The sequence below is a fragment of the Flexilinea flocculi genome (assembly GCF_001192795.1).
Classification (GTDB): Bacteria; Chloroflexota; Anaerolineae; order Anaerolineales; family Anaerolineaceae; genus Flexilinea; species Flexilinea flocculi.
In genome coordinates this window covers 1488172-1512670 of the sequence record NZ_DF968181.1, presented here as the reverse complement: position 1 = coordinate 1512670, position 24499 = coordinate 1488172, and the positions used below count along the sequence as shown (strand labels likewise).

Sequence of the window (24499 nt, the reverse complement as noted above, 5' to 3'; positions counted from 1 at the left end):
ACGAACCTACTCTGCAATGGTTAATGCAACTTCCATCATTGCATTGAAAGCATTCTGACGCTCCGCTGCAGTTGTAACCGCTCCATTCTCCATCAAATCAGAGATTGTGCAAATCGCAAGCGCTTTTTTTCCAGCACGGGCAGCATTCATATACAACGCCGCCGCTTCCATCTCCACAGCCAGAACACCGAATTTCCGCCATTGCAGGGTTTCTTGTACACCACCTTCATTGTAAAAAACATCGGAAGAAAGAATATTGCCAAGTTTATATCTCAATCCGCGACTTTTGCATGTTTCAACCGCTTTGCTGAGCAATTCAAAATCTGCAATCGGAGCATAAGATCCGCGAATTTTAAAATTCTGAAAGTAATTTGAGTCCGTACAAGCGCCCTGAGCGATCACGATATCATATAATTGCAGATCAGGGTGAATCGCTCCGGCTGATCCGATCCGAATGATACTTTCCACATGGAACATATTATACAATTCATAAGAATAAATACCGATTGATGGCATACCCATTCCGCTGGCCATCACAGAAATCCTTTTTCCCTGATAATATCCTGTATATCCTTGTATACCACGAATATTATTAACAAGTTCAGCGTCAGTCAGATAATTCTCGGCAATCAGTTTCGCTCTCAGCGGATCTCCCGGCATTAATACGGTTTTTGCAAAATCTTCAGGGCTGCAGCCAATATGTGGGGTAATACTTGCAGGATTCATTGTTTCATATCCTTTCACTATTCACAAAATTATATCAGACCACAAATTCTTTTGGCGTAAGTCAACATTAATTCAAAATAAAGGGAGAATCCATGATTGCTGTTATGTTGTTTTTTCGTGGTATTTAAGAAAAACGCAACAATAATTTGTCTCTATGGATTGGATCGTCCGACCTTAACCAATGTATCACTTTATCGTAATAAATTACTAAATTACCATTGACAGAAAAAATATTGCCTCTTAGAATTCCTTTCATCATTCATTTTGTATCAGAATCGGATATCTTGAAAACTTGAAATTATGGATCCTATTTGCGGATTGAATTGAAATTGTGTTTTCAATAGTCGTCTTGATTCGATTAATAAATGGATCCCATCAAGTAAATTTTCTGGAGCAAATTATGCTTTCAATCCTGGATGTAACAACTGCAAAAAGAACCATACTGAATCGAACTTCTTTGGAAAAAACGGTTATACCAGAAAAAATTTTCGATAATTTGGAAAAAACATTCGGCGAGCGAATCCAACCTTCCGAAGCGGTTCGCCGCATTTTAGAAGACATTCGTATCCATGGCGACAATGCGTTACGATCCTGGACAAAACGCATCGACAACGCTGATATTCCTCAGCCAAGAGTCTCAGATTCTAAAATTAAAGCTTCTTTAAATGAAATCGATCCGGCAATTCGATCGGCACTGGAAGATGCGGCAGTCCGAATACGACAATTTCATCAGAAACAACCTGTATTTTCCTGGATGGATCAATCGATGGGTGGAACATTGGGACAACTTGTTCGTCCGATTCATCGGGTTGGATTTTATGTACCCGGAGGAACCGCGCCGCTCCCTTCCACGATATTAATGTCAGTCATTCCAGCCATTGTCGCAGGAGTCAAAGAGATTGTCATCACAACTCCGCCGCGATATGGCAGCGATGCGATCGATCCTGCGATTCTTGCTGCTGCTGCGATTGCAGGTGTTGATGAAATTTACATCGCGGGAGGCGCACAAGCGATCGCAATTATGGCCTATGGCAGTGAAAGCATAACACCAGTGGATAAGATTGTCGGACCCGGGAATTTATTTGTAACCCTGGCAAAGCAGCAAGTATTTGGACAAGTTGGAATTGATGGGCTTGCCGGTCCTACTGAAACCATCGTAATCGCAGATGAAACTGCAAATCCCAAATGGATTGCTGCTGATCTACTCGCTCAAGCAGAACATGATCTTATGGCAACCGCTATTCTGATCACTCCTTCGGAAACACTTGCGAATAATGTATGCGCAGAGATTGATCAGTTTTTATCAGACATCAAATTAAAAAGAGCAGAAATCATTAGACAATCTCTCAAAAATCGCGGTGGCGCAGTTATTACAAAAGATATTGCAGAGGCAATCACGCTGTCGAATGCCTACGCTCCCGAACATTTGAACCTTGCCGTCAAGGATGCCTGGAACTGGATTGATCATATAACAAATACCGGTGGCATATTTATCGGCGAATACTCCTGTGAAGTCATGGGTGATTACATAGCAGGGCCGAGTCATGTAATGCCTACCAGCGGATCAGCACGTTTTTCTTCGCCATTAAATGTGACGGATTTTATTAAGATTATCAGCCTGGTTGGTTTAAATCAGACGACTGCGTCTTACCTTGGTTCACAAGCAGAAATCATTGCCCGTGCTGAAGGATTAGATTCCCATGCATTGGCTGCAAAACTACGATCAGTCTAATGAATAAAGGAAAAAATAAAATGAAAAAATGGATAAGTATATTAATTACTGTAATTTTTGTTTTCAGTTCAACGATGCTCGTTTTTGCGGCACCTGCACCGGAAGAAACCACAAAAGTCCGGATCGGTACACAACCCTGGATTGGATATGGACCTTGGTGGATCGCAAAAGATCAAGGATTATTTGAAAAATATGGATTGGAAGCCGAGTTGGTGGATTTCATCGAAGATAAAGAAGTCAATGCAGCATTTGCCAGCGGAGACATGAATGCGGCTAACATTGCAACCCATACTGCATTGAAACTCTTCAGTGTCGGTTTGGATCTGAAACTGGTTCTTGTTGAAGATATTTCAACCAGTGCAGATGCAATCCTGGTATCCAACGAGATCAGTTCTATCGCTGATCTGAAAGGGAAATCAGTTGCTTATGAGGAAGGAACGACCAGTGATCTTCTTCTTAACTATGCGCTGACACAATCCGGATTAAGTCTTTCTGATATCTCTCCGGTTCCAATGCCGGCTTCCGATGCGGGAACCACACTCTTATCCGGAGATGTCCAGGCAGCAGTAACCTATGAACCTTATATCAGTGAAATTCTCAAGAATAATGATTCGATAAAAATTCTTTATAAAGCGGAGGAGCGTCCCGGTTTGATTTCCGATGTCTTCGTTGTAAGCGCCAAGTGGGCTCAGGGAAACGAGGAAACTGTTCGCAAGCTTCTGCAGGTTTGGGATGAGGCATTGCAGTATTATCAGGAGAATCCGGAAGACGCCAGGAAGATCATTGCAGATGCCGTTGGCAGTGCGCCGGAAGATTTAGTTACCGCTTTTGATGGAGTCCAGTTCTTTGACGTCAACGAGAATCAAAAAGCTCTTTCCGGTGATTTCCTGACAACAATTCAGGATGTTGCAATGGTTTCTCAAAGTATCGGTCTGTTCGAAACCATTCCTGATTTTTCGAATCTGATTGATGCTTCTTATGTAGATTAATCAAATGGATCAAATACTATCTGTAAAAGAAAAAGAATCCAGCGAGTCGGCTTCATACCGGCTCCTGGACTTGCGCAGCGATATTCCAAGCCGCATTTATTGGAGTGCCGGAGGTTTATTTTTCATTTTCATTTTTATCCTTTGGTTGTTCTTAACTTCTCTGAAAATCGTTTCACCGCTATTTCTGCCTGGACCCGAAGCGGTTTGGGATGAATTTCTCCGTCAACTGCATGAAGGTATATTATTGCAGGATGCGAGTGCGAGTCTTTATCGAATTATGCTTGGATGGATTATTTCAACGATAATTGCCGTCCCGATAGGCATCCTGATGGGGAACTTCAAACTTTTTGAGGGGATGTTGGAGCCTTTTATCGATCTTATTCGATATATGCCCGCCGTTGCATTTGTACCTTTGACAATTTTATGGGCGGGTGTAGGAAATAGTCAAAAGATTCTAATTCTTTTTATCGGGACATTTTTTCAGGAAGTATTGATGATCATGGATAATGTTAAAAGTGTCCCCAGAGAATTAATCGAAGTCAGTTCAACTTTCGGCTTGTCGCGTTTTGAAATTCTCAGGGATGTCATTCTGCGTTATGCGATGCCAGGAATCTGGGATACCTTCAGAATCACTTTAGGCTGGGCATGGACGTATCTGGTTGTAGCGGAACTGGTCGCAGCCAGTTCCGGTTTGGGATATCGAATCATGAAAGCACAACGTTTCTTACAGACAGAATCAATTATTTTAGGTATCCTCATGATCGGTTTGATGGGATTGATAACAGACATGATTTTCAAATTTACATATCGAAAGTTGTTTCGCTGGCTGGATGGGAAAGGATAATTCATGGACTCACCCGCACTTGAGATCAGTCAACTCAGTATTAAATTTAAATCAAACAATCAGAAAGAGATCACAGCTGTTGAAAATGTCAGTCTCAACATCAATTCCAACGAGTTCGTATCGATAATTGGTCCTTCAGGCTGTGGAAAATCAACGCTTCTTCGAGCAGCAGCGGGGCTTGAACGACCGCAATTCGGTAAAATACGGGTAGATGGTCATATTGTCACCCATCCGGGAGCAGATCGCGGTATGGTTTTTCAAACCTACACCTTGTTCCCATGGCTCACAACTTATGAAAATATTCTTTTCTCTCTCAAAAAAAGTCCTTTATCAACACCAGAAAAAGAAGCGCTCGTTAACCATTACATTCAAATGATTGGTTTGGAAGGATTTGAAAATGCGTATCCCAATCAGCTTTCAGGCGGTATGCGCCAACGCGTTGCTATTGCCAGAGCGCTTGTATATCAACCAAAAATTTTATTGATGGATGAACCATTTGGCGCATTGGATGCGCAAACCCGCATGTCTATGCAAGAATTGTTATTGGACGTCTGGGATCAGCAGCGCCTGGCTGTTTTATTCGTTACACATGATGTAGAAGAAGCTGTAATTTTGTCAGACAGAATCTATGTTATGAGCAATCGTCCTGGGAGAATCAAGACCATGATCGATGTTGAATTACCCCGGCCGAGGGGATTGATTGACCTTGAGAGCAGTCCTGCGTTTTTATCATACAAACGCAATCTCCTGGACTTAATTCGCCAGGAGTCAAATTTTTATCAAAAAATTCCGTTATCAGAAAAAATTGCATGATCCCTTTTTTTTTTGATCATGTAATCAATCAGGAAGATTTCCTGCAATTCGAAATATCGAATTATCGTTTGAACAGAGTAAATAAATTGATTATTCTCTCTTGATTATTGAATTTATTCGATATTTCGAATTGCCAATCGAGTTCAGGACACATCCTTACTATGATATTTAAATGAAATCTTGAGCCGTGTCCGATAAGCCAGGATTTTACCATCTTCAATCTGAATATCTTGTTTGACAACCTCTGCGATTCTTACATCATCCAAGGTCTTCATTGCAGTCTCTATAGCTGTCACGGCTGCTTTCTCCCATGATTCAGTGCTGGTTCCCACCAATTCAATAATCTTGTAAACACTTTCGCTCATTTGGTTCCTTTCCAGAATTCTTTTCGATAACAAATAGGGATCAGTATTCTTATTTTTAGTTATATCAAATTGAAATTGGTTTTTCAAGCGGCGGGACAGCAATCTGCAATTCAATAGAAGAATATGTTTTTCGAGTGGACAGAAAACCTATGATCAATTGTTGTACAGCAATTCAGCAATCCGATATATATACTGAAAAACTAATAGATAAATGTTGTTGTGTCAATGTTTTCAGCGGCGTCAGATAATAACTTGCCAATAAACCAAGCTCCGTTGGGAGTCAATGTGCAGGAATCACCGGATGGATCGACACAGATCATTTTTAATCGAATCCATTTAGCAAACAAATCCATTGATTTTTCGTAGCCGATATTTGCAACAAAAACCAATGGATCCGGTTTACCGCTGCGAATCTCCACCTCAAGCTGCCTGTACACATCCTCTGCTGCAGATCGTACCAGTCCTCCTTCAAAACCCGGATTCTTCTCAGAAATTGATTTTAAATAAGCCAAATAGGTACTATGTCGATATTGGAAATTGCCAAAATATCCATCGGCAATCGTCCCGATTCCCAAAAGATCTTCATGCCTGGATGGTGAGGTGAAATATAGATTTTTATCTCTATGCTTTGAAAGATGGTTATAAAGACAATTCTCAAAACCGTGCTTTAACAAATGTTGAAAAGCTGTTTGAAACATAATAAATTTATCCAGAATTGGCTGTTGTGTCAGATGAAATTGATCAAAAAACAACCGATTACGAGGTGATTGAACCAATTCATAAATGGAAAAACCTTCCACACCGTTTTCCATCAGAGAATCCAAATCATCTAATATTCCGGGATTTCTGTAACCGGGGAGCCCGATAATTACATCGGTACTGACAATCCATCCGAAACGAACTGCACATCGGATTTTTTCCAGAACAGTTTTGGGCGATTCCCGTCTGCCAATTTTTTTTCGTACATCCTCCTGCAAACTTTGTACACCAATATGGATTCTTGAAAATCCCAATTGATTGAATGAAGCGAGGATTTCTTCAGTCAGCATAGAACTGGTCGTCTCAAACGCCAACTCAGTTTTGCTTGAAAAGCAGAAATTGTGTTTTAATGCGTTGACAATTCTGTCGAGGTTCGAGATGCCCAGCATTAAAGGAGTCCCTCCTCCAAAATGGACTGTGGAAATAATCCGTTCTTTGAGTAGTTCCTGAGACCCCCACATCTCAATTTCCTGAACCAGAGCATCGGTATACTGCTGAATATGCCGTTGTTCATTCTTTGATAATGGGAAGGCATAACAATCGCAATAACCACATCGCGCTCGGCAAAACGGAACGTGAATATAAATACAATATGGGGTTATTCGGCTATGCGAAGAAGGAATCCCGGATAATTTCTCCCAGGCTTCAATTCCATCATGATCATAGTTTCGCACAGCCCATAACGGCTTCGGCATCCAGCGACGTCCAACGATCTGTTCAAGATTATTGTGCCGCTCCGTTTTATCTTCAAGCGCACCTAACTGATCTTTGATGATGGCTATATATTCTTGTGGTACTTCATCCCAAACATTCATGATTAATTGGGGTGCCAGTAATGATAGGAATACGTCACGGTATGCCCGACACAGCTGCATGTTGAATGACTGTCGCAGCTACAGGTTGTGTAAGCATCACAACTGCACAAAGATCCTCCCACACAATTGCAGACACATACGGCTCCTGCTGGAAGTGGTGATCCACAAGGTAGCGTAAAAGTGATCGTTTTTCCTGTCACTTCATCGACCTTTTCAATCGTAATAGCTTTTTCATTTTCTGGCATAATGCTCAAGTCAACAGGGCATTGAATTAATTTACCATCTGGAAGAGACCAAACCAGGATCGATTTCCCGGTGGTTGAAATCAATAAGGTGCCATCCGGTGTGATGGAAAGAAGAGGAAGTTTTTGAGAGAATGAAAAAATCTCGGAAATTAATTTCCCGTTGCTAGTACTCCACATTTTCAACGTGTTTTGTGTACCGCTAGTTATAAAAAGAGAACCGTCCGGACTGCTTTCCAAAGCAAAAACAGTATCGCCAGGATTATCTGCCGCCCAGATTTCCCTGTCTTCCGGTAAAGAGTAAAAAACGAAACCGCCCTCATGCAGAGAATAAATCAAATGGATATCTCCAGGGATGAATCCTGCTGCAGTGATGGTCCGATCCAGTTCCAGGCTGGTATCAAGCAACTTTAGTTCGGGCACAGAATAGGTACGAATATTTCCAGTAAAACTGCAGGTATACAGCGTCTTGGCATCAGCCGAAAAATTCATTTTCACAAAACTGTGATCAGTGGTGTCGAGTTGGGCGATTATTTTGCCAGCTTCATTATCATAAAGGAAAAGCTTTCCTTCATCATTACTCAAAGCAATCATATTTCCATTTTTACTGATCGCCATACATGAAATTGGTGAGGAAGTATCAGTTAAGATCGTTTCCTGTATCTCCATCGTTTCCAACAGAATTCGAAAAACACTTCCGAGATCAGTCCCGACATATAAAATAGTGCTGTCTATGTTAAAAATGCAAGATCGAATCGTTCCATTTCCGATCATCAACGAATTTTCCAATCCAAAGTCAGGCAAAGTCCACACCTTGATCTCTCCGCTTTCATCGCCAGAAACAAAACGGGTACTGGACGAATTGACCGCGATTGCTGTGATCTCTTCGTTATGCGCTTTGCTTACTTTACAAAGATCATTCATTTCAGCAGCTGAGACTGGAATTAATCTGCTGCGATTTCCGATTCCTGCCGCAGCTAAAGCCGAAGCAGCGCCAGCCGTTTTCAAGAAATCCCTGCGACTGATTTGCCAGCCATTTTTTCCTTTTTTCAAGGAGTAGATTTCAGGAATTTCATTTTCATCATCAAGATTTTTGTTTTCAAAATCATTCATAGGTACTCCCATTTTTTTCTGAATAAGATCGATAAAAACTGATTCATCGCAAAAATTACTTTCACAATGAACTCTGTTCTGCAATTCCTCGTACAATTAATCCCGCAGTAATTTTCCGATTAATATCACAGCGCGAATATGGCCATTCCCCATTCCCGGTTGGGAAACCTCTGGTGTAACAATCTCCTGCACAATGCCAACGGCAGAAGCATTGATCACAACGATTCTTACGATGCCCGATCTTTTCCATTAATGCTGCTCTTTTTTCATTGTCTATTCGAAAATCTAATGCATCCTCGGAACCGAATAGAGAAGAATCGTCAATATTTGTGTCTCTTCCAGTCATTTCATAACATCCGACCACCTCTCCTTTTGCATTGACTGTCAGACTCTGTCCAAAGGGCGCTTCACAAAACACATTAGTCACCAGCCAAGGTCGTGCCCCTGAGTAATACAGATTACAGTTTCTCTCATGTGCAGCATCCCATGCTTCCAAAAATGCATCGGCAAATCTTTCATTATCCTCTGTATTTGATTTTTGATGACTGCCGCGGATTGTGTTAAATGCAGGTTCAATCTGGATGGATTTACAGTTCGTCGCATCACATAAAAAGGAGATATCTTCTTTCATACAAGAAAATCTTTCCGGCGTTACCGTTGCGCGAATATGATATGGGAAAGAAATTTGATCTAATTTTGCGATAGTTGCCATAACAGGTTCAAAAGAACCTTTTCCGTTTGAAAAGGGACGTTGATAATCTTGTGTCTGTTGATCGCCATCCATTGAAATAGTGATTTCATCAATTTGTTGGCTGATCCACTCAAACTGTTTTTGACTCCAAATTCCATTGCTGACCAGACAGGTCTTAACCGGAATACTTTTTTGTTTGGCATAGGTAGCTGCTTCAACCAATACGTCCCAATTTAATGTCGGCTCTCCCCCACCGTGAAAAGTAACATGAAAAAAAGATCGATTTTTTTTAATCGCGTTGTTTGAAACCAGATCTATTGCTTTTTTCGCTGTTGAAAAGGTCATATCCAGATCATTTTCGCTACCGCCATTTGCGTAACAATAAATGCAGCGTAAATTACAACGATTGGTCATCAATAACGCGGCAGCTGTCGGAGAAAAATCCAGGCTGAAAGAAGATTGACTCTCGATAATCGGGTCTTCCTGAAAAAAACCAGTCTCTTTCAAATAATGAATAACTTCATTCTGAATCAATACATCCATTCGATCAGGATGATTGCAGACTTCTTCGGCCAGATCGGCAGCAAAATGATTCGCCAAAACTGCATAATGCAGTTTCGGACGGTACAATATCTCTTTATTTTCAAATGGTATTCGGAAAAAGTCCATAACCAGCCTTTCTTTTCAGCAACAGAAAATTTGGGAAAAACATATGAGAAAAGAGCGAAAACTTGTTATAGTGTTATTTTTTCGCGATGAATTCAGAAAACCCAACAACAAAAAATCCGTCCCAAATTTCAAATTGCTGTTTTTTTGGCGCATTTTTAATAACCTAATGGATTTCCATTCCGATGATCTCATGTTCAGAAATCATCGGAAGCAAAAAATCATCAGTAAATTTGAGTAAGGAATATCCTGTCATTATCTTATTGATCCGACATCGAAAACTCCCATAATCTTCACTTCCAGCCAATGGACATATGTCAGGACATCCGCGTGAGCAATGAAAGCGGTTAAAACAATAAAGGCAAGCGGGATCATCCATTGATAGTTTTCTGCTTATCTCCGATAACTGAAGCAAATTTACATCACTATCATGAATATCACCCATCAAACTTCCTCCATTTTTTGCAGTATTTCGGTCTATCGTCTTAAAACATGTCGAAATGCCTCCGCCGGGAACGATTTGGAGCACATGACGAAAAATTTGACAATATCTTCCATGAATTTCATTCAGTCTGCTTCCGCTGAATTCTACGGTTGCTCCTTTTTTTGCTGCCAGTTCATTTCCTTTTACAAATTGGCTACAAAAATATTCTGCATCTCGAATTGAAAAGCCATTAACTCTTTCCGAATCCAATCCGTCAAAAACCGGTTCCAGATGAATTTCATCTGCATGCAACGTATCACAAAAGTATCTTATGATCTCCGGAATTTGCGAACACGATTCCTTTGTGATCGTTGCACGGATAATTATCTTCTTTTTCTCATCATGCAGAATGCGAGCAGTCCGTTCGATCATGGGTGAAGTCTGATCTCCATTCCTTCCAGACCGCTGCCGATTCTGAATGTCCGGATATCCGTCACAGGATAAACCAATCTGATCGATATGTGCTGCTGCCCATTTGGCAGCTTTTTCTGATACGACTCCATTGGTTGCAATATAAGAAGAAATTTTTACATTGTAGATATCGGCAATTTCATGGATACAATTCCAGATTTTTGGTAAGCGTGGATCAATCAGCGGTTCACCACCGCCATGAAAAACAACACTCATCGGAAGCGAAGCTTTTTTGCATTTTTCAGCAACGATTCCGGCGCCTTTTCGGATTGCTATCAGATCTAAATTAACACTGCTTGTATGCTCCTTGCTTCCTGAGTAACAATAACAACAATCTAAATTACAATCGGTCGAAGTATATAACGTCAAACAATAAGGTGTAAAAGTCGAAATTCGATGCTGTAAATCAAACTGACTGACAGCCATTTCAGCTTTTTGTCTGATCTGTCTTGCATAGACGGACCGGGGATTCGGATTATGCAAATCGAAAATCAGTTGTGAAGCCTGATCCGGACTTGCAGCAATCAATAATCCAGGTGTGTAAAAAAGCGTATGTCCTTTATATTCATGCATAAAAATCGGTAAATCGCAAGTCTGGATTTGTTGGAAAAAAAATCCTTTCTGTATTGAGATAGCGACTGATTCCATCACCGACTCGTCCATGATTTACCCTGGTTCACAGATTCTGACTTCACATAATCGTAAGAATAAATTTCTGACAACTGCTGCAGATTTATCCAAACTCCAACCTGTTTCTTCTTGAATGATCGAAACAATCTCAGCTATCGTTTGCTGTCCATTAAATTGATTGAATATATTGAGCGTCAGCGATTGAATTGGGAATAATCGTATCGGTTCGTTTCCGGAGCATGGTGTCCCGCAAACGATTTGCTCGATAATCTGAATTTTTACGCCTTTACAAACAACCGGTTTAATCTGCATAAATTCATTTGTTTCCAAATCGGTTAAATTGTCAATCAGATAGGTCGGAATGCCAATTTGACGCATTTTTTTCGCTTGAATCTGTTCTTTTGCAAAAGATAGGACTGCCCGACGCGGTATCGTTACCCTTAATTTTTCAATAGGTAAAATATGATCACAGTCGAACAAGTATGATTTTCGATTTTTCATTAATTCCCTGAGTTTCCAATCGGATGAAAACGATTTAGAATCATTGAAAGGCATCCACCGCAACATTCCCCGCTTCTTTTATAGAGACATGTTCCGCATTCCGGGTAAATTCCGCTGATTTGCCAGGGATTCGTCCTTTCGATCAAATTTTCACGAATTTCGTGGATTCCCATCGATTCATGGTATTTTTCATAGAATTTTTCAGACAAGGCAAAACAATGTAAGAAATGTCCTTCCGAACAGATGTCTATGACGGGACTGCAGCAAGAAACATAATGGAAGTCGTGTTTCTTTAAAATTTGAAAATCATCTTCTGAAAACATACATCGTACGAAACCGCAATCCGGTTCAATTTGAATTCCGTACTGAAAGGCAGTGAATGATTGTTGGGCTAAGCAATGACCTGCTACGGGAAATTGCTTTGGATGAAGCGCCTTATTTTTTTTTGAAAAAATCGGCAGTGATAAACCTAATCGAACGATTCGTTGAAGGTTGTAATCCAGAATCGTTTGAATCAGACTATCTAATGAAAAAACAGGTTGTGTGATTGTATATCCGGAAATCACTTTGTCTCCAAGCCGGATCAGTGTTTTTTCCCGAGTCCTGATCTGTTCCTGAGAAATCTTTGCATTCATATTCATGATAATGGCACATTCATCGGGAGAGAGGTTTTCCAAAGCCGCCAACGCAATTTCAGATAAACATCCGTTGGTAAAAATCGTGATATGTTTTGAATTCGCTTTGGCGAATGCGATGATTTCATCAAAAGCAGGATGGAGCGTTGGTTCTCCGCCTAACAATCGAATATCATGGATGTCGGCTTGATCGAAAAGATGAACATATGATCGGATCTCATCGAATGACATAAATTTCTGTTTTGAATGGTTTTCTCTTTCATGCAGGAATGAGGATGCAAAACAAAAATCACAATTTGCATTACAGATGTTGGATATGATCAAATTAGTCATTCCCGTGCTCCACAAGGTTGTTTTTCTCCCACTTGCTTAGAATAGAAAGTATTTTTCCTTTGCCCTCATCTTCAGAAACCGAAATAATAGCTGAAAATCGTCTGATAATCGCATCAGAATCTATATGAATAATAAGTAAACGCCATAGAATACTTTCAGAGGATCCCAGTAAATAGGATTGCTGATGCTGCTCATCAACCACAACCACACCATTCCTATCATTGACCCAATAAAGATTATTGGTAAATGAATAATTCCAGATATTCATAAAATCAACCTTTGTTTTCCCGATCCTCGGAAAAGAAATTGTCATCATTCCGAAAAAAATATGCCTGGTCGGTTCTATCTTATTTTCAGAGTTCGGCTATCGCCATGGATCTATAATCCAACCAGCGATCCGAAGATTGTGCTGCCATGATCCGAATACTGTCTTCATCGGACAGCCATTCTTCTTTCAGCGCAGATTGATTTAATTCATCCAATAAAAATGCCGCACTGATCATTCGCGTTTCAATGCAGAAATCATCATACAAACCAGATACTTTATCGGTGTTGTGAGAAAGATGGCATCCACCTGTACAATGATATTTACAAAAACAGTTTTCACAAAACCGTTTGTTATGAACAGAAAATTCGCGACAGTGATTCACTTTTTCCATATCAAAATGGAAACCTTCTGAATCTATCCATCCAAAAGACAAATCCATTTTTTGCCTTTTCCATTCTGTTTCGAGCTGATAACAACTGGAAATGGATCCTTCGGGCGAGATTATCAAAGCATCCTGTCCCAACGGACAAATTGAATTTGTATTTTTTGTAATATCGGTAGTCGAAAAAATTACTGGAATTCCAAAATTTTTAAGAATATCAGATGCATTGCAAAAATTTTGCACAAAATCAACAGGTTTTGCTGGAAAAATTTCATTTTTTTGCGATTCCTGAGATTTTGTCATCGGCTCAAAACAGACCATCGATGGCAGTAAGTTGTTTCCAATCCATTCAGCCCACTGAGGCAGATGTGCTGCATTATCTTGAAATACACATGAACGGATCACGAATTCACAATCTGAATCCGAGAAAATACGAGCGTTGTTACAGACAGTTTCGAATGACGGGGATCCATTTTTCATCGGACGAAATCGATTTTGAAATTCGCCAAATCCATCTACAGAAAGAATCACAGTGTCAAAATTTTGAGAAAGCCATTGCGCGAGAGTTGTTGAATATAAACCGTTCGTAATCAGTTCAAAATGAATCTCGATTTTATTTTTTCCGGCTTCATATCGCGCATATTCAACCGCAAACTGTACCAATTCAGGAACAATCATCGGTTCTCCGCCAAAAAAATGGATTTCTCCTTTTTTTTTGTCATTTTGATGGAGTAATTCAAGATAAGCGCGAATGGCATTCTTTGCAGTATCAAAGGACATAATTGCAGGATTAGATGAAGTAAAATCACAATATCTGCAGCTCATATTGCAGGCACGTGTCGGTATCAATCCAAGCAACAACGGGTCCGTCAGGTTACCGGATCGGCAACTCGGCTCTCCCTTCTGCGATAGTTCAAATCGTGAAAACAATTCCAAAGCGGATTCCGGACATTGCTTGTTATCTTCAAGGTATCCAGACCACTTCTTCCAGGCGACTCGATTAATTAAAGCGGTCACATCATGCAGCGGGGCATAAATTAATACTTTTTTACCGACAGGCACAGCAAAAATATCCGCAGAATTCATAATTAATTCTGCCGAACACAACGGAAACCTCGATCGAATCCTGCACCAGTGGGCAAAGATTGAAATCGATTCACAGTCTGCGCAGTATTCTGTGAAGTCAGCCATGAGCCGCCGCGCAAAATGCGATAAGCCCCAATATCAGGTCCGGTTGGATTCTCCGGCTGATTTGTTGTGGTATACCAATTTTCCGCATATAGATCAGAAACCCACTCCGCTACATTTCCGGACAGGTTCAAAATACCATAGCCGCTCATCCCATTTTCGTACATATCAACAGGTTGTGTATCATTTATTCCGCTTCCGGAAAAATTCAAGTTCTGGGGAACAAACTCATTTCCCCATGGATAGAGCGTACCATCAAGTCCTTTTGCTGCTTTTTCCCATTCTGCTTCAGTCGGGAGTCTCCCTTCTATCCAGTGGCAATAATCAGATGCTTGCTGCCAGGTTACCTGAATTACAGGATAATTTTCAAACTCGGGATTTCCATAATAATCCTTCCTTTTAAAAGAATTTTTTCCTCCTGGTTCTGTGCAAACACCAGCATTAACACAGGAAGCATACTGTTGATTGCTAACTTCAAACTTATCCATCCAAAAGGAACTCAGGAAAACTGTATGTGCAGGTTTTTCATTGACAGCTCCATTTGGATTACCCATCACAAAATTGCCTTCTGGAATGAATACCTCGATCATCCCGTCGGATTCACGATCGCGTTCCGAACCTATATCCGGTGAATCAGTTTCTGCCGGTTCATCATTCATAATCTTATGTACATTGTAATCGGCAGGATTTATCTCTCTGGTAGAAATTCCACATCGGAAGCCGAGGTCGTCTGCATAATAATCAGGAGACACCAATAATTTACTTGTTGTCTGGACTGAAATTGCATAGCTATTCCAAGCGCCGCCTCTGATAAATTTTGCTTCAGTTTTTGAATCGTTATCTGGATTGACCCATTCCCATACATTACCAGCAAGATCAAAGATGGAATCTTTCGTTTTACCCTTTGGATAAGTTCCCACTGCGGTTGTATCCCGATTTCCACTGTCTGCGGCATTTACTTTGTCTTTTGAAAAAGTTTTTCCCCATGGGTATGGATCTTCTGATTCATTTTCCGCAGCAGATTGCCATTCTGAATCGGTCGGTAATCGCCTGCCAGCCCAATTACAGTACGATGAAGCCTGTTCATAGGTTACGTGAATAACTGGATATTCAGAATATGCATCATTTGTGTAATAGTCCTCAGTCTTTGCAGAGCGCACATTGTTTGGCGGTGTGCAAAAACCGGACGTTTCACACAGATGATATTGTTGATTGGTCACTTCATATTGATCTATCCAGAAGTCATTATTTGAATCCGATCCATGCAAAGCAGATTCATCTGTTGTGCTGTTGTTATTTGGATCCATTTGGATCCGAACGATAACTGCCTGATCTGATTTACTTTTCAAAGAGTTACTTTCCAAAATTACATTACTTGATATAGGGGTTTCAGTTGAGTATTCCACAACAGCTTCAGTTGTTTCTGATGTCTCATTATGGACTGTCTTCGTTACTTCAGCTTGAGCCTTTGTAATTTCAGGCGATCCAATCGACACAGCTGTTTCCGTGACAGTTTTTCCAGAGAATATACGGTGATTCTGAATACTCGAAATCAAATCTGTAGTCTTCTCAACAATAGCAGTATAGGTTTGATCGGATAAATGAATTTCTTCAGCAAAAAATGAAACTGCTGATAAATACTTATTTTGAAATTGTTGATCTTTTATATAATATATTATGCATACGGCTGTAAGAATCAACGGAAGCCATATCCATCCACCGTTCCTTGGTTTATTCAGAATTGCTCGAAGACGAGGATTCGCATCAAACAAAATTTTTTCCATTCGTGTTTCTTTGCTTTTCATGAGAAGAAACACCACTAAAACGATCTGTCCGAAAATGGGAATCAATTGAATGAGAATCCACCAGCCGGTTTTTTGAATATCATGCAGGCGACGAACAGTTATCGTCCAGAGCGGAAACCAGGTTAAGAACCGATAAAAGATATTGAAAGAAAAAAGTACCAGGAAAAGGTTTGACTCTCCTGCAGTATAACGTGGTGAAGTCATCAGAATTCCGAGATCGGATAACAATAATATAATAATATGCAATGTTATGGCTGACCAAAACTGTTTACGCGTCGTTTTTCCGGAAAAATTTGCATAGTTTCGAAGCATTTTAAAATAGTTTACGAACATGACTCCCCCGTTTTGGCAAACAAAAAAATCCAAGTACTTCAGAAACAGTAATCCAAAATGCAGACCAGACTACTAAATGCAGAAATGAGCGTACTGTTCATTTTCATTGCATTGCGCGCGAAATAAAATGAACAATCATGATTCTCACATATGGTGAAATTCTGTCTCAGATGTAGAAAGACAAGATTTAGTGAATAAATATTATCATGAAAATAATATTCAGAAAGCAAAATTTGCGGTCTGATGATGAAATCCAGATCTTCGTTTTTGCAATTGGTTTTTTTTAATAGACGGGAAAAATATCAATCACTTCATTCAAAGACACAAAGCATTATGAAAGCTAAATCGACAATTTCATAATTGCATTCCGCGACTCGAAATATGTGAAGAATCATTTGTTGTTGTGTTATTTTTGAGAAAAACCTAAAAATAACACAACAACGATTTTTCTTTCTTTATCCAAAAGGAGTTACCGGCTTTCGGAATATTGAATTACATACCTTTTCCATGATGTTCAATCATTATGACCACTTTGAACACTATAAACTGAAAGATGAACCAGTCTTTCCTTCTGTATTTCGAATCGTTTTAATATTTTTTATTATTAATGAAAGCAAGAGTATTGATTATTTTTCAGCGTTGCCTAATATTTTCTTAGCCACGTAAATACCCATTGCTCCGGCCTGTGACAAACTCCGCGTAATACCGCTGCCATCGCCAATACAGTACACATTTTTTGAAATCTCAAAGTTTTCATTGGTTTGCGGACGTATTGAATAATATTTTGCTTCAACGCCATATAACAAGGAATCATCATTCGAGGTTCCGGGCGCAACCTGGTTCAATGCATATATTGTCTCGATTATGTTATCCAGGATTCTTTTGGGCAGCACAAGTGACAAATCTCCCGGAGTCGCTTTCAAAGTCGGAATCGTTGTTGACATTGCAATTCGGGATTCCGTGGATCTGCGACCTCGAATCAAATCGCCAAATCGCTGAATCAGTACATTTCCGTTACCAATAATATTCGACAGCTTCGCAATACTGCTGACATATTCAATGGGATTATTGAAAGGTTCCGTAAAATGAATCGAAGAAAGAATCGCAAAATTACTGTTATTGGTCTTAAGTTTTTCTTCTTTATAAGCATGACCATTCGTTGTCAGAATTCCATTTGTGTTTTCAGTGACCACATAACCGCGAGAATTATGGCAAAACATTCTTGTCGTATCTTCATATGTTTTCGTCCGATATTGAATTTTCGGTTCATAAATCTTATCTTCAAATTCCTTCCAGATTACAGAAGGTAATTCGACTCTGACTCCCAGATCGACGTGATTGGAATATACTTTTATACCGTTTCTGTTGCAGTAATCCTCGATAAATTTATTGCCGACTCTGCCAACTGCGAAAATCACCTTGCGGCATTCTTCATCTGTTTTATTCGTTTGAACTTTGAATAAATTCTCCTGCACATTAATAATCGATTTCACATCCATCTCCGTATCGATTTCGACGCCCTTATCCAGCAAAAAATCAATCATGTTTTTCATAATGATTCTGCCATGATCAGTCCCAATATGCTTCAGAGGTGATGATATTAATCGCAAATTGTGCCGCAAACAGCGTTGTTGAAGCTCATCATCCGGATATTTTATTTCCGTCTGATCACCAAATTTTTCAAGGATTTCATTGAATTGATTTATTAATACCTGTGTTTGATCCCATCCGATATAATCCTGAAGCCAACCTCCATACGAAGGAGACAGAATTGTTTTAAAATCACTAAATCCGCCTGCTCCTACTTCACCAGACATAATCGAACACGGATTGCAGCGGATGCATTGCTGCGTATTTGAAACAAAGCATTTCCGTTCATTCAGCTTTTTCCCTTTTTCAATAATCTTGATTTTCAGAGAAGGATTGTTTTGAATGAGCTCATATGCTGAAAACAAACCACCCATTCCGGCTCCAACAATGATTACATCATAAACAGTCATTATCCATCATCCTTTTTATTTTTTATTCAACAATTCAAAATATAAGTTAGATTCTCTTTTGCAGTGATGATTTTACGCTCCACGTAAAATTCGTCGCCAAAAAAAGTTTTTTCCCGATTGATTCAAATAGCAAGTCAATTTTTCGAATCGCTGATTTAAATATGTTCCGACAAATAAATCATACCTTATCATCGAATTCTCTTCTTGTTTTTCCAAAAATTTATATACAAGAAAAAAGTATCCTTTTTACGATTCTTATAAGATTCAGAATAAAGCAATGATTGAAGGTTTTTTGGTTATACGCAAATATTCGAGTTTTTGTTGAATATTTGATCTAATATATTAACTATAAATTCGATTTTCAATTTGAAGGACTGGGATGCATCAATGATTTTCACCAGCAATTCGAAATATGGGGAGAATAATAAGTCAATATTTCGAGTTTCCGGATTGTCACAAAAATAAATTGGATGATTGAAGTACAAAAAATTCGGTTATACTTTATTTAAATTAATCTTTAAGCGCGATACTGAGAGATCCGCAAGATTGGATAGCATAGTATTTATTGGATTAACAAACGGGTCTCGCGCAAGTGAGACCCGTTTTTTTATGCCAAAATCCAACTTTCAGTATGCCAGAAAAGAAAAAAAGGAGTGTATTTATGAAAGATGTGATTATTGCATGTGATTTCAAAGATGCAAAAACAACCCTTAATTTTCTGGATCAATTCAAGAACAAAAAACCGTTTGTAAAAGTGGGTATGGAGATTTTCTATACCGAAGGCCCTTCGATTGTAAGGGAGTTGAAAGCTCGCGGTCATAAAATTTTTCTTGATCTGAAACTGCATGATATTCCCAACACAGTCAAATCAGCGATGCAGAGTCTTTCGAATCTTGACCCTGACATCATCGATGTCCACGCTGCCGGAACAATTGAAATGATGAGAGCAGCACTGGAAGGAGTGACGCGGCAGGATGGTACAAAACCGATCGTGGTCGCGGTCACGCAACTGACTTCAACAAGCCAGGACATTATGAACCATGAACTGTTGATTCCTGCCTCCATGGAGGAAACCGTTCTTCATTATGCAAAAAATGCTCAGAAGGCTGGCCTTTCAGGAATTGTCTGCAGTCCGTTGGAAGCGGAAATTGTTAAAAAAACCATCGGGAATAATTTTGTTACGATCACGCCTGGAATTCGTCTGGCCAACGCAATGAAGGATGACCAGGTTCGCGTTTCAACACCGGAACAGGCGAAAAGAATCGGAACTGATTTTATCGTGGTTGGCAGACCGATTACCCGTGCAGAGGATCCACTTGCTGCTTATCATACTTTTCTTAATGCGTTTTTGGGAGAGGAATAAAAATGTTCAAGGAAGAAATTACAACGATTCAAAATATTGAATTTTCGAACTGCACAGATTCATTTCAGTTCTCACAGACTCAAGTGGATACCGGCGAACCGCAAAAGAACAAAATTGCCCGTCATTTATTAGAAATCGGAGCAATTTTTTTGCGCCCTAACGATCCCTTCACCTGGGTAAGCGGAATCGTCAGTCCTATCTATTGTGATAACCGACTGACTCTTTCCTATCCCGAAGTCAGAAGAGAAATTGAACAAGGGCTGGCAGAGATAATCAGAAGTCATTTTCCAACCTGTCAGGCAGTGTACGGAACCTCAACCGCAGGAATTCCTCATGCCTCTCTAACAGCAGATATTCTGAATTTGCCCATGGGATACGTCCGAGCAGGAGCTAAAGATCACGGAAGAAACAATAAGATTGAAGGTCGAATTGAACCAGGCTGGGACGTAGTCGTCATCGAAGATCTGATCTCAACCGCAAGCAGCGCCATCCAGGTTGTAGAAATTTTGCGTGATGCGGGTTGTAATGTACTGGGAATCGTATCGATATTTACTTATGGCATGAATAAGGGATTGGAAAACCTTCGGGAAGCAAATGTGATCAATATTTCTCTTTCGGATTTTGACACCTTGATTGAAACTGCCCTGGAAAAAAGAATCATTGAATTATCTGATGTAAAGAAATTGCTGGCATTCCGAGCCAATCCATCGGATAATATCTGGCAATCGTTATAGCTGGGTAGATCAAATCAAATAGCAGGGTGATCTTTTTCTGCGATTCGCAATTTTGACCGTTTTTTTAAACAGAGAAACTTGTTGTATCGTTTTTATGAAAACCAAATAGAAACGATACAACAATGATTGAGTTTTTCTCATATTCCAGATTGCCGGAAATTCTTACTTAAAAAAGTCCCATCTTTCTCGATGTAAATCGTTTCGTTTAAGAGAAATACCAATAATTGGAACACACACTGCTTTTTCCTGTATAAAATTTTTCTCAAAAGAAAACCTTAATCGATTTTTTGTTTCACAAAGCATCATCTTGGTAATAATATTCCTTCTATTTCTAAAAGCAAGGCTAATTGAGACATTCGAAATAAGAAACAACCCATTAAAACAGTTATGGGGTTTTTCTGTTTCACAGCTGTTAGGCGAAATGGAAAAACTAAGAATCAATAAAATTTTCACGCCTGATGCTGATACATTGTGGGTTTAATTTAAATGATTATCTTGCCAAAAGAGAGAAAGTATAATATGCTATACATCAGTTTTTATGATCCTTATATTTGTTAAATTATCTACTCAAAAAAATATGTATGACTGAATCTTGAGGTGACTCATGTTAAAAGCAGCAATCGATAGAAATTCTCCTATTCCAATCTATTATCAGATTGAGACAGATCTGAAAAAGAGAATTATCCGGAGGGAATGGGACAAAAATCAACAACTCCCGACAGAAATCGAACTTGCGAAACATTACAATGTCAGTCGGATAACACTACGACAAGCTCTGGCTGAATTAGAAAAAGATGGCGTAATTTCAAAACAACGGGGGAAAGGCACTTTTATCAACTCAGACCCGGCTCCGTATGTAAACAATCTGAGTTACACATTAATTTCAGGCGATAGAATCAAACAGCAGCCATATTCAATTGCTGCTACTGTTTTGGAACAGATGATCGTTACTGATATTTTCCCGGACGTTTATGAACACCTCGAATTAAAACCGGATGACCGTATTGTTTATATTAAACGTTTATTTGTTCTCAATGGGAAACCATTAGCCGTTGGAAGATCCTGGATTTCCGCAAAAATTGTTCCGGATTTAGAAAACACACCACTCATTAATAATTCTCTTTCCCAGACGCTGCAGCGAAAATACCGGCTCCACGCCAATCTGGTTGAAGATTTTATGGAAGTAGTTCGATCAACTCAATCAGAATGTAATCTATTAAAATGCGCTTATGATACTCCATTAATTCTGATTAAAGGAACTTCTTTCTTTGATGATAATCAGCCATTAGAATATTCGAATACGTTGTGGGCAGGTGATTCTGTTCGATTTCGTTTTACGATGCATGACGCCGATGATGGATTTATCATCGGACCATAATATTGACGCTCATTGGTGTTTTCCATTTGCCAATTTATTTGCTGTTCTTCCATTTTTTTTGCGTAAAGAAACAGAACAACAATATTTTTCACTTTGTTTATAGACCAGCCTGAGCATTGAAACATTTTCTTTACCGCGCTTCTTTCACGGTTACCACTTTTCGTGTATTATGCTTTCTGTTTGATTTTTCCCGCAATTTTCATTGAATTCATTTTTAGCAAATATGCGATTTATTAACCCGCAGAATTTGTGATTTTTTGTGCAATATAAATCTTCTTTTTCAAATCATTACTTGACTTTTTTAAATTGCATCGCTACAATGTATATAAGTTCATACAACTAAACCAATTATGTGATTTTGGTTTATTTTGAACAAAATAATCGAGTTCTTTTCGTAATAAATACAGAATAAACAAGTGATAGCATAAGGTCATATAAGAATTCAGATCATGCGCAATTTTTTTGAGGTATTCAGTCAGACTGTCAAAAGCATACCATTGCTTTTTTTATCGATCCAGTAATTCCGATTCGTTCTTTCGGATTCTGAATCCAATATGAAATAGGTAGTCTTATAATGAAAGGAGCTGTTATGAGCATTTTTCGCATTAAAAAAGGGTACAACTCAATCAGTAAAACATTCAGGCTCCCGATTGATCTGGTCGATAATTTGGAGAAACTGGCTACTGATAACAATATCTCATTAAACCAGCTTGTTATTCAATGTCTCGAATATACAATGGAAAACCTCGATGAAGAAGATGAGAAAAACAAGAAAGGAAAATAAAATCGGACATTCATTGATCAATCTATATTTCGGAAGATAAAACACAATATTTTTGAAATTCTAAAAGAGTCGGTTTTCTCCTCAAACAAAGGGGAAAAACCGACTCTTTTCATTATCCACTCATAGGATGATCCAACGATTCGAAATTTGGAATTACTGATGATTATCAAAATAAACTAATGAAAAACCTGTGACTAACAATCATCTGATCCAGATCATATTCAGAAATTCAAATTTTGGATTGACGTTCCGAATCAAGAACAAAAATTTATCCTCTTCATATTCCGAATTGCTGGATCATACACCACTGTACTGCTTTGTAATACGTTTCCGGATCTCTTGAATAAAAGCGATTGTTGATACAGACTGCGGATTCACCCCTTCATATAGTCCGGCTAAATCTTTTGTGCAAATGCCTTCTTCAACCATCGAAATGATGATTTTTTCCATATCTTTTGCAAAACCTGATAGTGCGCTATTTTGGTCCAACTCTCCTCTTTTTGCCAGAGCACCTGTCCATGCAAAAATGGTGGCTACAGGATTCGTGGATGTCTCTTCACCCTTCAGATAACGATAATAGTGCCGCGTCACAGTTCCATGCGCAGCTTCGTATTCAAAATTTCCATCCGGACTTACCAACACACTGGTCATCATTGCCAAGGAACCGAAAGCAGTCGAAATCATATCCGACATGACATCGCCATCATAGTTCTTACATGCCCAAATAAATCCGCCTTCCGATCGAATCACTCTGGCAATTGCATCATCGATTAAAGTATAGAAATATGTAATTCCGGCTTCTTCAAATTTCATCCGATATTGTTCTGCAAAAACGTTCTCAAAAATCGCCTTAAATGTGCCGTCGTATTTCTTCGAAATTGTGTCTTTTGCAGAAAACCACAGGTCTAGTTTTGTTGTAAGTGCATATTGAAAACAGGAATGGGCGAAAGAAACGATCGAGGTATCTTTGTTAAATGTACCCTGAAGCACTCCTGGACATTCGAAATCATAAATCGTTTCTCGGAATGTTGAACCATCTTCGCCAGTAAACAATAGTTCAGCTTTCCCTTTTCCTGGAACCCGAAATTCTGTCCCACGATAAACATCTCCATATGCATGACGGGCAATCGTGATCGGTTTTTTCCAGGTCTTTACAACTGGTTTGATACAATCAATCAGAATCGGCGCGCGAAACACTGTCCCGTCCAAAATCGCACGGATTGTTCCATTTGGACTTTTCCATATTTTTTTCAGGTTATATTCCTCAAGTCGCTTTTCATTTGGAGTGATGGTAGCACATTTGACGCCTACTCCATACTTTTTTATTGCATTACCGGCAGCAATGGTAACTTGATCGTCCGTTCGATCTCTTTCTTCCAGCCCAAGATCATAATATTCGGTTTTCAAGTCAACAAATGGTAGCAATAATTCGTCCTTGATCATCTTCCAAATGATCCGTGTCATTTCATCCCCATCCATTTCAACAATGGGATTCTGCATTTCTATTTTTTTCAT

General features: G+C 39.3%; 21 protein-coding genes. 8 read left to right on the top strand and 13 right to left on the bottom strand.

The window, feature by feature from the left end; translation table 11 throughout:
* Positions 1-6: 6 nt before the first annotated feature.
* Positions 7-726 carry a purine-nucleoside phosphorylase gene (gene deoD / locus ATC1_RS11195; protein WP_062281996.1) on the bottom strand — a complete coding sequence of 240 codons (720 nt, stop codon included), beginning with the start codon at positions 724-726 and terminating at the stop codon, positions 7-9.
* 400 nt (positions 727-1126) lie between these two features.
* On the opposite strand from deoD, the gene hisD reads away from it, so the two are divergent.
* The 4 genes from hisD to ATC1_RS11175 are packed head-to-tail and all read left to right on the top strand — an operon-like array spanning position 1127 to position 5104.
* Complete coding sequence (hisD, locus tag ATC1_RS11190) at positions 1127-2458, top strand: histidinol dehydrogenase (protein ID WP_062281993.1); 1332 nt, start codon at positions 1127-1129, stop codon at positions 2456-2458.
* Positions 2459-2478: 20 nt separating this feature from the next.
* Positions 2479-3447 carry an ABC transporter substrate-binding protein gene (locus ATC1_RS11185; protein ID WP_172667777.1) on the top strand — a complete coding sequence of 323 codons (969 nt, stop codon included), beginning with the start codon at positions 2479-2481 and terminating at the stop codon, positions 3445-3447.
* Between the two features lie 4 nt (positions 3448-3451).
* The gene (locus ATC1_RS11180; protein WP_082174768.1) at positions 3452-4291 is read left to right on the top strand and encodes an ABC transporter permease; all 840 of its coding nucleotides are present in this window, start codon (positions 3452-3454) and stop codon (positions 4289-4291) included.
* A 3-nt stretch (positions 4292-4294) separates the two neighbouring features.
* The gene (locus tag ATC1_RS11175; protein WP_062281987.1) at positions 4295-5104 is read left to right on the top strand and encodes an ABC transporter ATP-binding protein; all 810 of its coding nucleotides are present in this window, start codon (positions 4295-4297) and stop codon (positions 5102-5104) included.
* Between the two features lie 143 nt (positions 5105-5247).
* Here the strand turns inward: ATC1_RS11175 and ATC1_RS11170 are convergent, their stop codons facing one another.
* The 11 genes from ATC1_RS11170 to ATC1_RS11120 all read right to left on the bottom strand — a co-directional run bounded on the left by ATC1_RS11170 (position 5248) and on the right by ATC1_RS11120 (position 18725).
* Positions 5248-5469, bottom strand: a complete 222-nt coding sequence (locus tag ATC1_RS11170) for a dodecin family protein (protein WP_062281983.1) — start codon at positions 5467-5469, stop codon at positions 5248-5250.
* Between the two features lie 200 nt (positions 5470-5669).
* Entirely contained in the window at positions 5670-7043 is a 1374-nt protein-coding gene (locus ATC1_RS11165) for a radical SAM protein (protein WP_062281979.1), read from the bottom strand.
* A gap of 2 nt (positions 7044-7045) precedes the next feature.
* Positions 7046-8398 (bottom strand): WD40 repeat domain-containing protein, encoded by a 1353-nt coding sequence (locus ATC1_RS11160; RefSeq protein ID WP_172667776.1) that lies wholly within the window; start codon positions 8396-8398, stop codon positions 7046-7048.
* A gap of 61 nt (positions 8399-8459) precedes the next feature.
* Positions 8460-9758, bottom strand: a complete 1299-nt coding sequence (locus tag ATC1_RS11155; protein ID WP_062281974.1) for a radical SAM protein — start codon at positions 9756-9758, stop codon at positions 8460-8462.
* Positions 9759-9921: 163 nt separating this feature from the next.
* Positions 9922-11313, bottom strand: a complete 1392-nt coding sequence (locus ATC1_RS11150) for a radical SAM protein (protein WP_082174766.1) — start codon at positions 11311-11313, stop codon at positions 9922-9924.
* Between the two features lie 3 nt (positions 11314-11316).
* Positions 11317-11781: a hypothetical protein gene (locus ATC1_RS11145; RefSeq protein WP_062281969.1), complete on the bottom strand. Its 465-nt coding sequence runs from the start codon at positions 11779-11781 to the stop codon at positions 11317-11319.
* Positions 11781-12749, bottom strand: a complete 969-nt coding sequence (locus ATC1_RS11140) for a radical SAM protein (RefSeq protein ID WP_062281966.1) — start codon at positions 12747-12749, stop codon at positions 11781-11783. The genes ATC1_RS11145 and ATC1_RS11140 overlap by 1 nt, the downstream gene beginning before the upstream one ends.
* A complete protein-coding gene (locus ATC1_RS11135) occupies positions 12742-13017 on the bottom strand; it encodes a hypothetical protein (RefSeq protein ID WP_152024299.1) in 276 nt (91 codons plus the stop codon). The genes ATC1_RS11140 and ATC1_RS11135 overlap by 8 nt, the downstream gene beginning before the upstream one ends.
* An 85-nt stretch (positions 13018-13102) precedes the next feature.
* The gene (locus tag ATC1_RS11130; RefSeq protein WP_062281959.1) at positions 13103-14485 is read right to left on the bottom strand and encodes a radical SAM protein; all 1383 of its coding nucleotides are present in this window, start codon (positions 14483-14485) and stop codon (positions 13103-13105) included.
* A gap of 2 nt (positions 14486-14487) precedes the next feature.
* Positions 14488-16704 carry an SUMF1/EgtB/PvdO family nonheme iron enzyme gene (locus tag ATC1_RS11125; RefSeq protein ID WP_062281957.1) on the bottom strand — a complete coding sequence of 739 codons (2217 nt, stop codon included), beginning with the start codon at positions 16702-16704 and terminating at the stop codon, positions 14488-14490.
* 647 nt (positions 16705-17351) lie between these two features.
* Positions 17352-18725: an NAD(P)/FAD-dependent oxidoreductase gene (locus ATC1_RS11120; RefSeq protein WP_062281954.1), complete on the bottom strand. Its 1374-nt coding sequence runs from the start codon at positions 18723-18725 to the stop codon at positions 17352-17354.
* A 661-nt stretch (positions 18726-19386) separates the two neighbouring features.
* On the opposite strand from ATC1_RS11120, the gene pyrF reads away from it, so the two are divergent.
* The 4 genes from pyrF (at position 19387) to ATC1_RS11100 (ending at position 22984) form a co-directional block, all read left to right on the top strand.
* Positions 19387-20088 (top strand): orotidine-5'-phosphate decarboxylase, encoded by a 702-nt coding sequence (pyrF, locus tag ATC1_RS11115; protein ID WP_062281950.1) that lies wholly within the window; start codon positions 19387-19389, stop codon positions 20086-20088.
* Between the two features lie 2 nt (positions 20089-20090).
* Positions 20091-20822 (top strand): orotate phosphoribosyltransferase, encoded by a 732-nt coding sequence (gene pyrE, locus ATC1_RS11110; RefSeq protein WP_082174764.1) that lies wholly within the window; start codon positions 20091-20093, stop codon positions 20820-20822.
* A gap of 604 nt (positions 20823-21426) precedes the next feature.
* Complete coding sequence (locus tag ATC1_RS11105) at positions 21427-22200, top strand: GntR family transcriptional regulator (RefSeq protein ID WP_062281947.1); 774 nt, start codon at positions 21427-21429, stop codon at positions 22198-22200.
* 589 nt (positions 22201-22789) lie between these two features.
* Entirely contained in the window at positions 22790-22984 is a 195-nt protein-coding gene (locus ATC1_RS11100; protein WP_201777279.1) for a hypothetical protein, read from the top strand.
* A gap of 297 nt (positions 22985-23281) precedes the next feature.
* Here ATC1_RS11100 and ATC1_RS11095 read toward each other — a convergent pair whose 3' ends face one another.
* Positions 23282-24499: an NADP-dependent isocitrate dehydrogenase gene (locus ATC1_RS11095; RefSeq protein WP_062281942.1), complete on the bottom strand. Its 1218-nt coding sequence runs from the start codon at positions 24497-24499 to the stop codon at positions 23282-23284.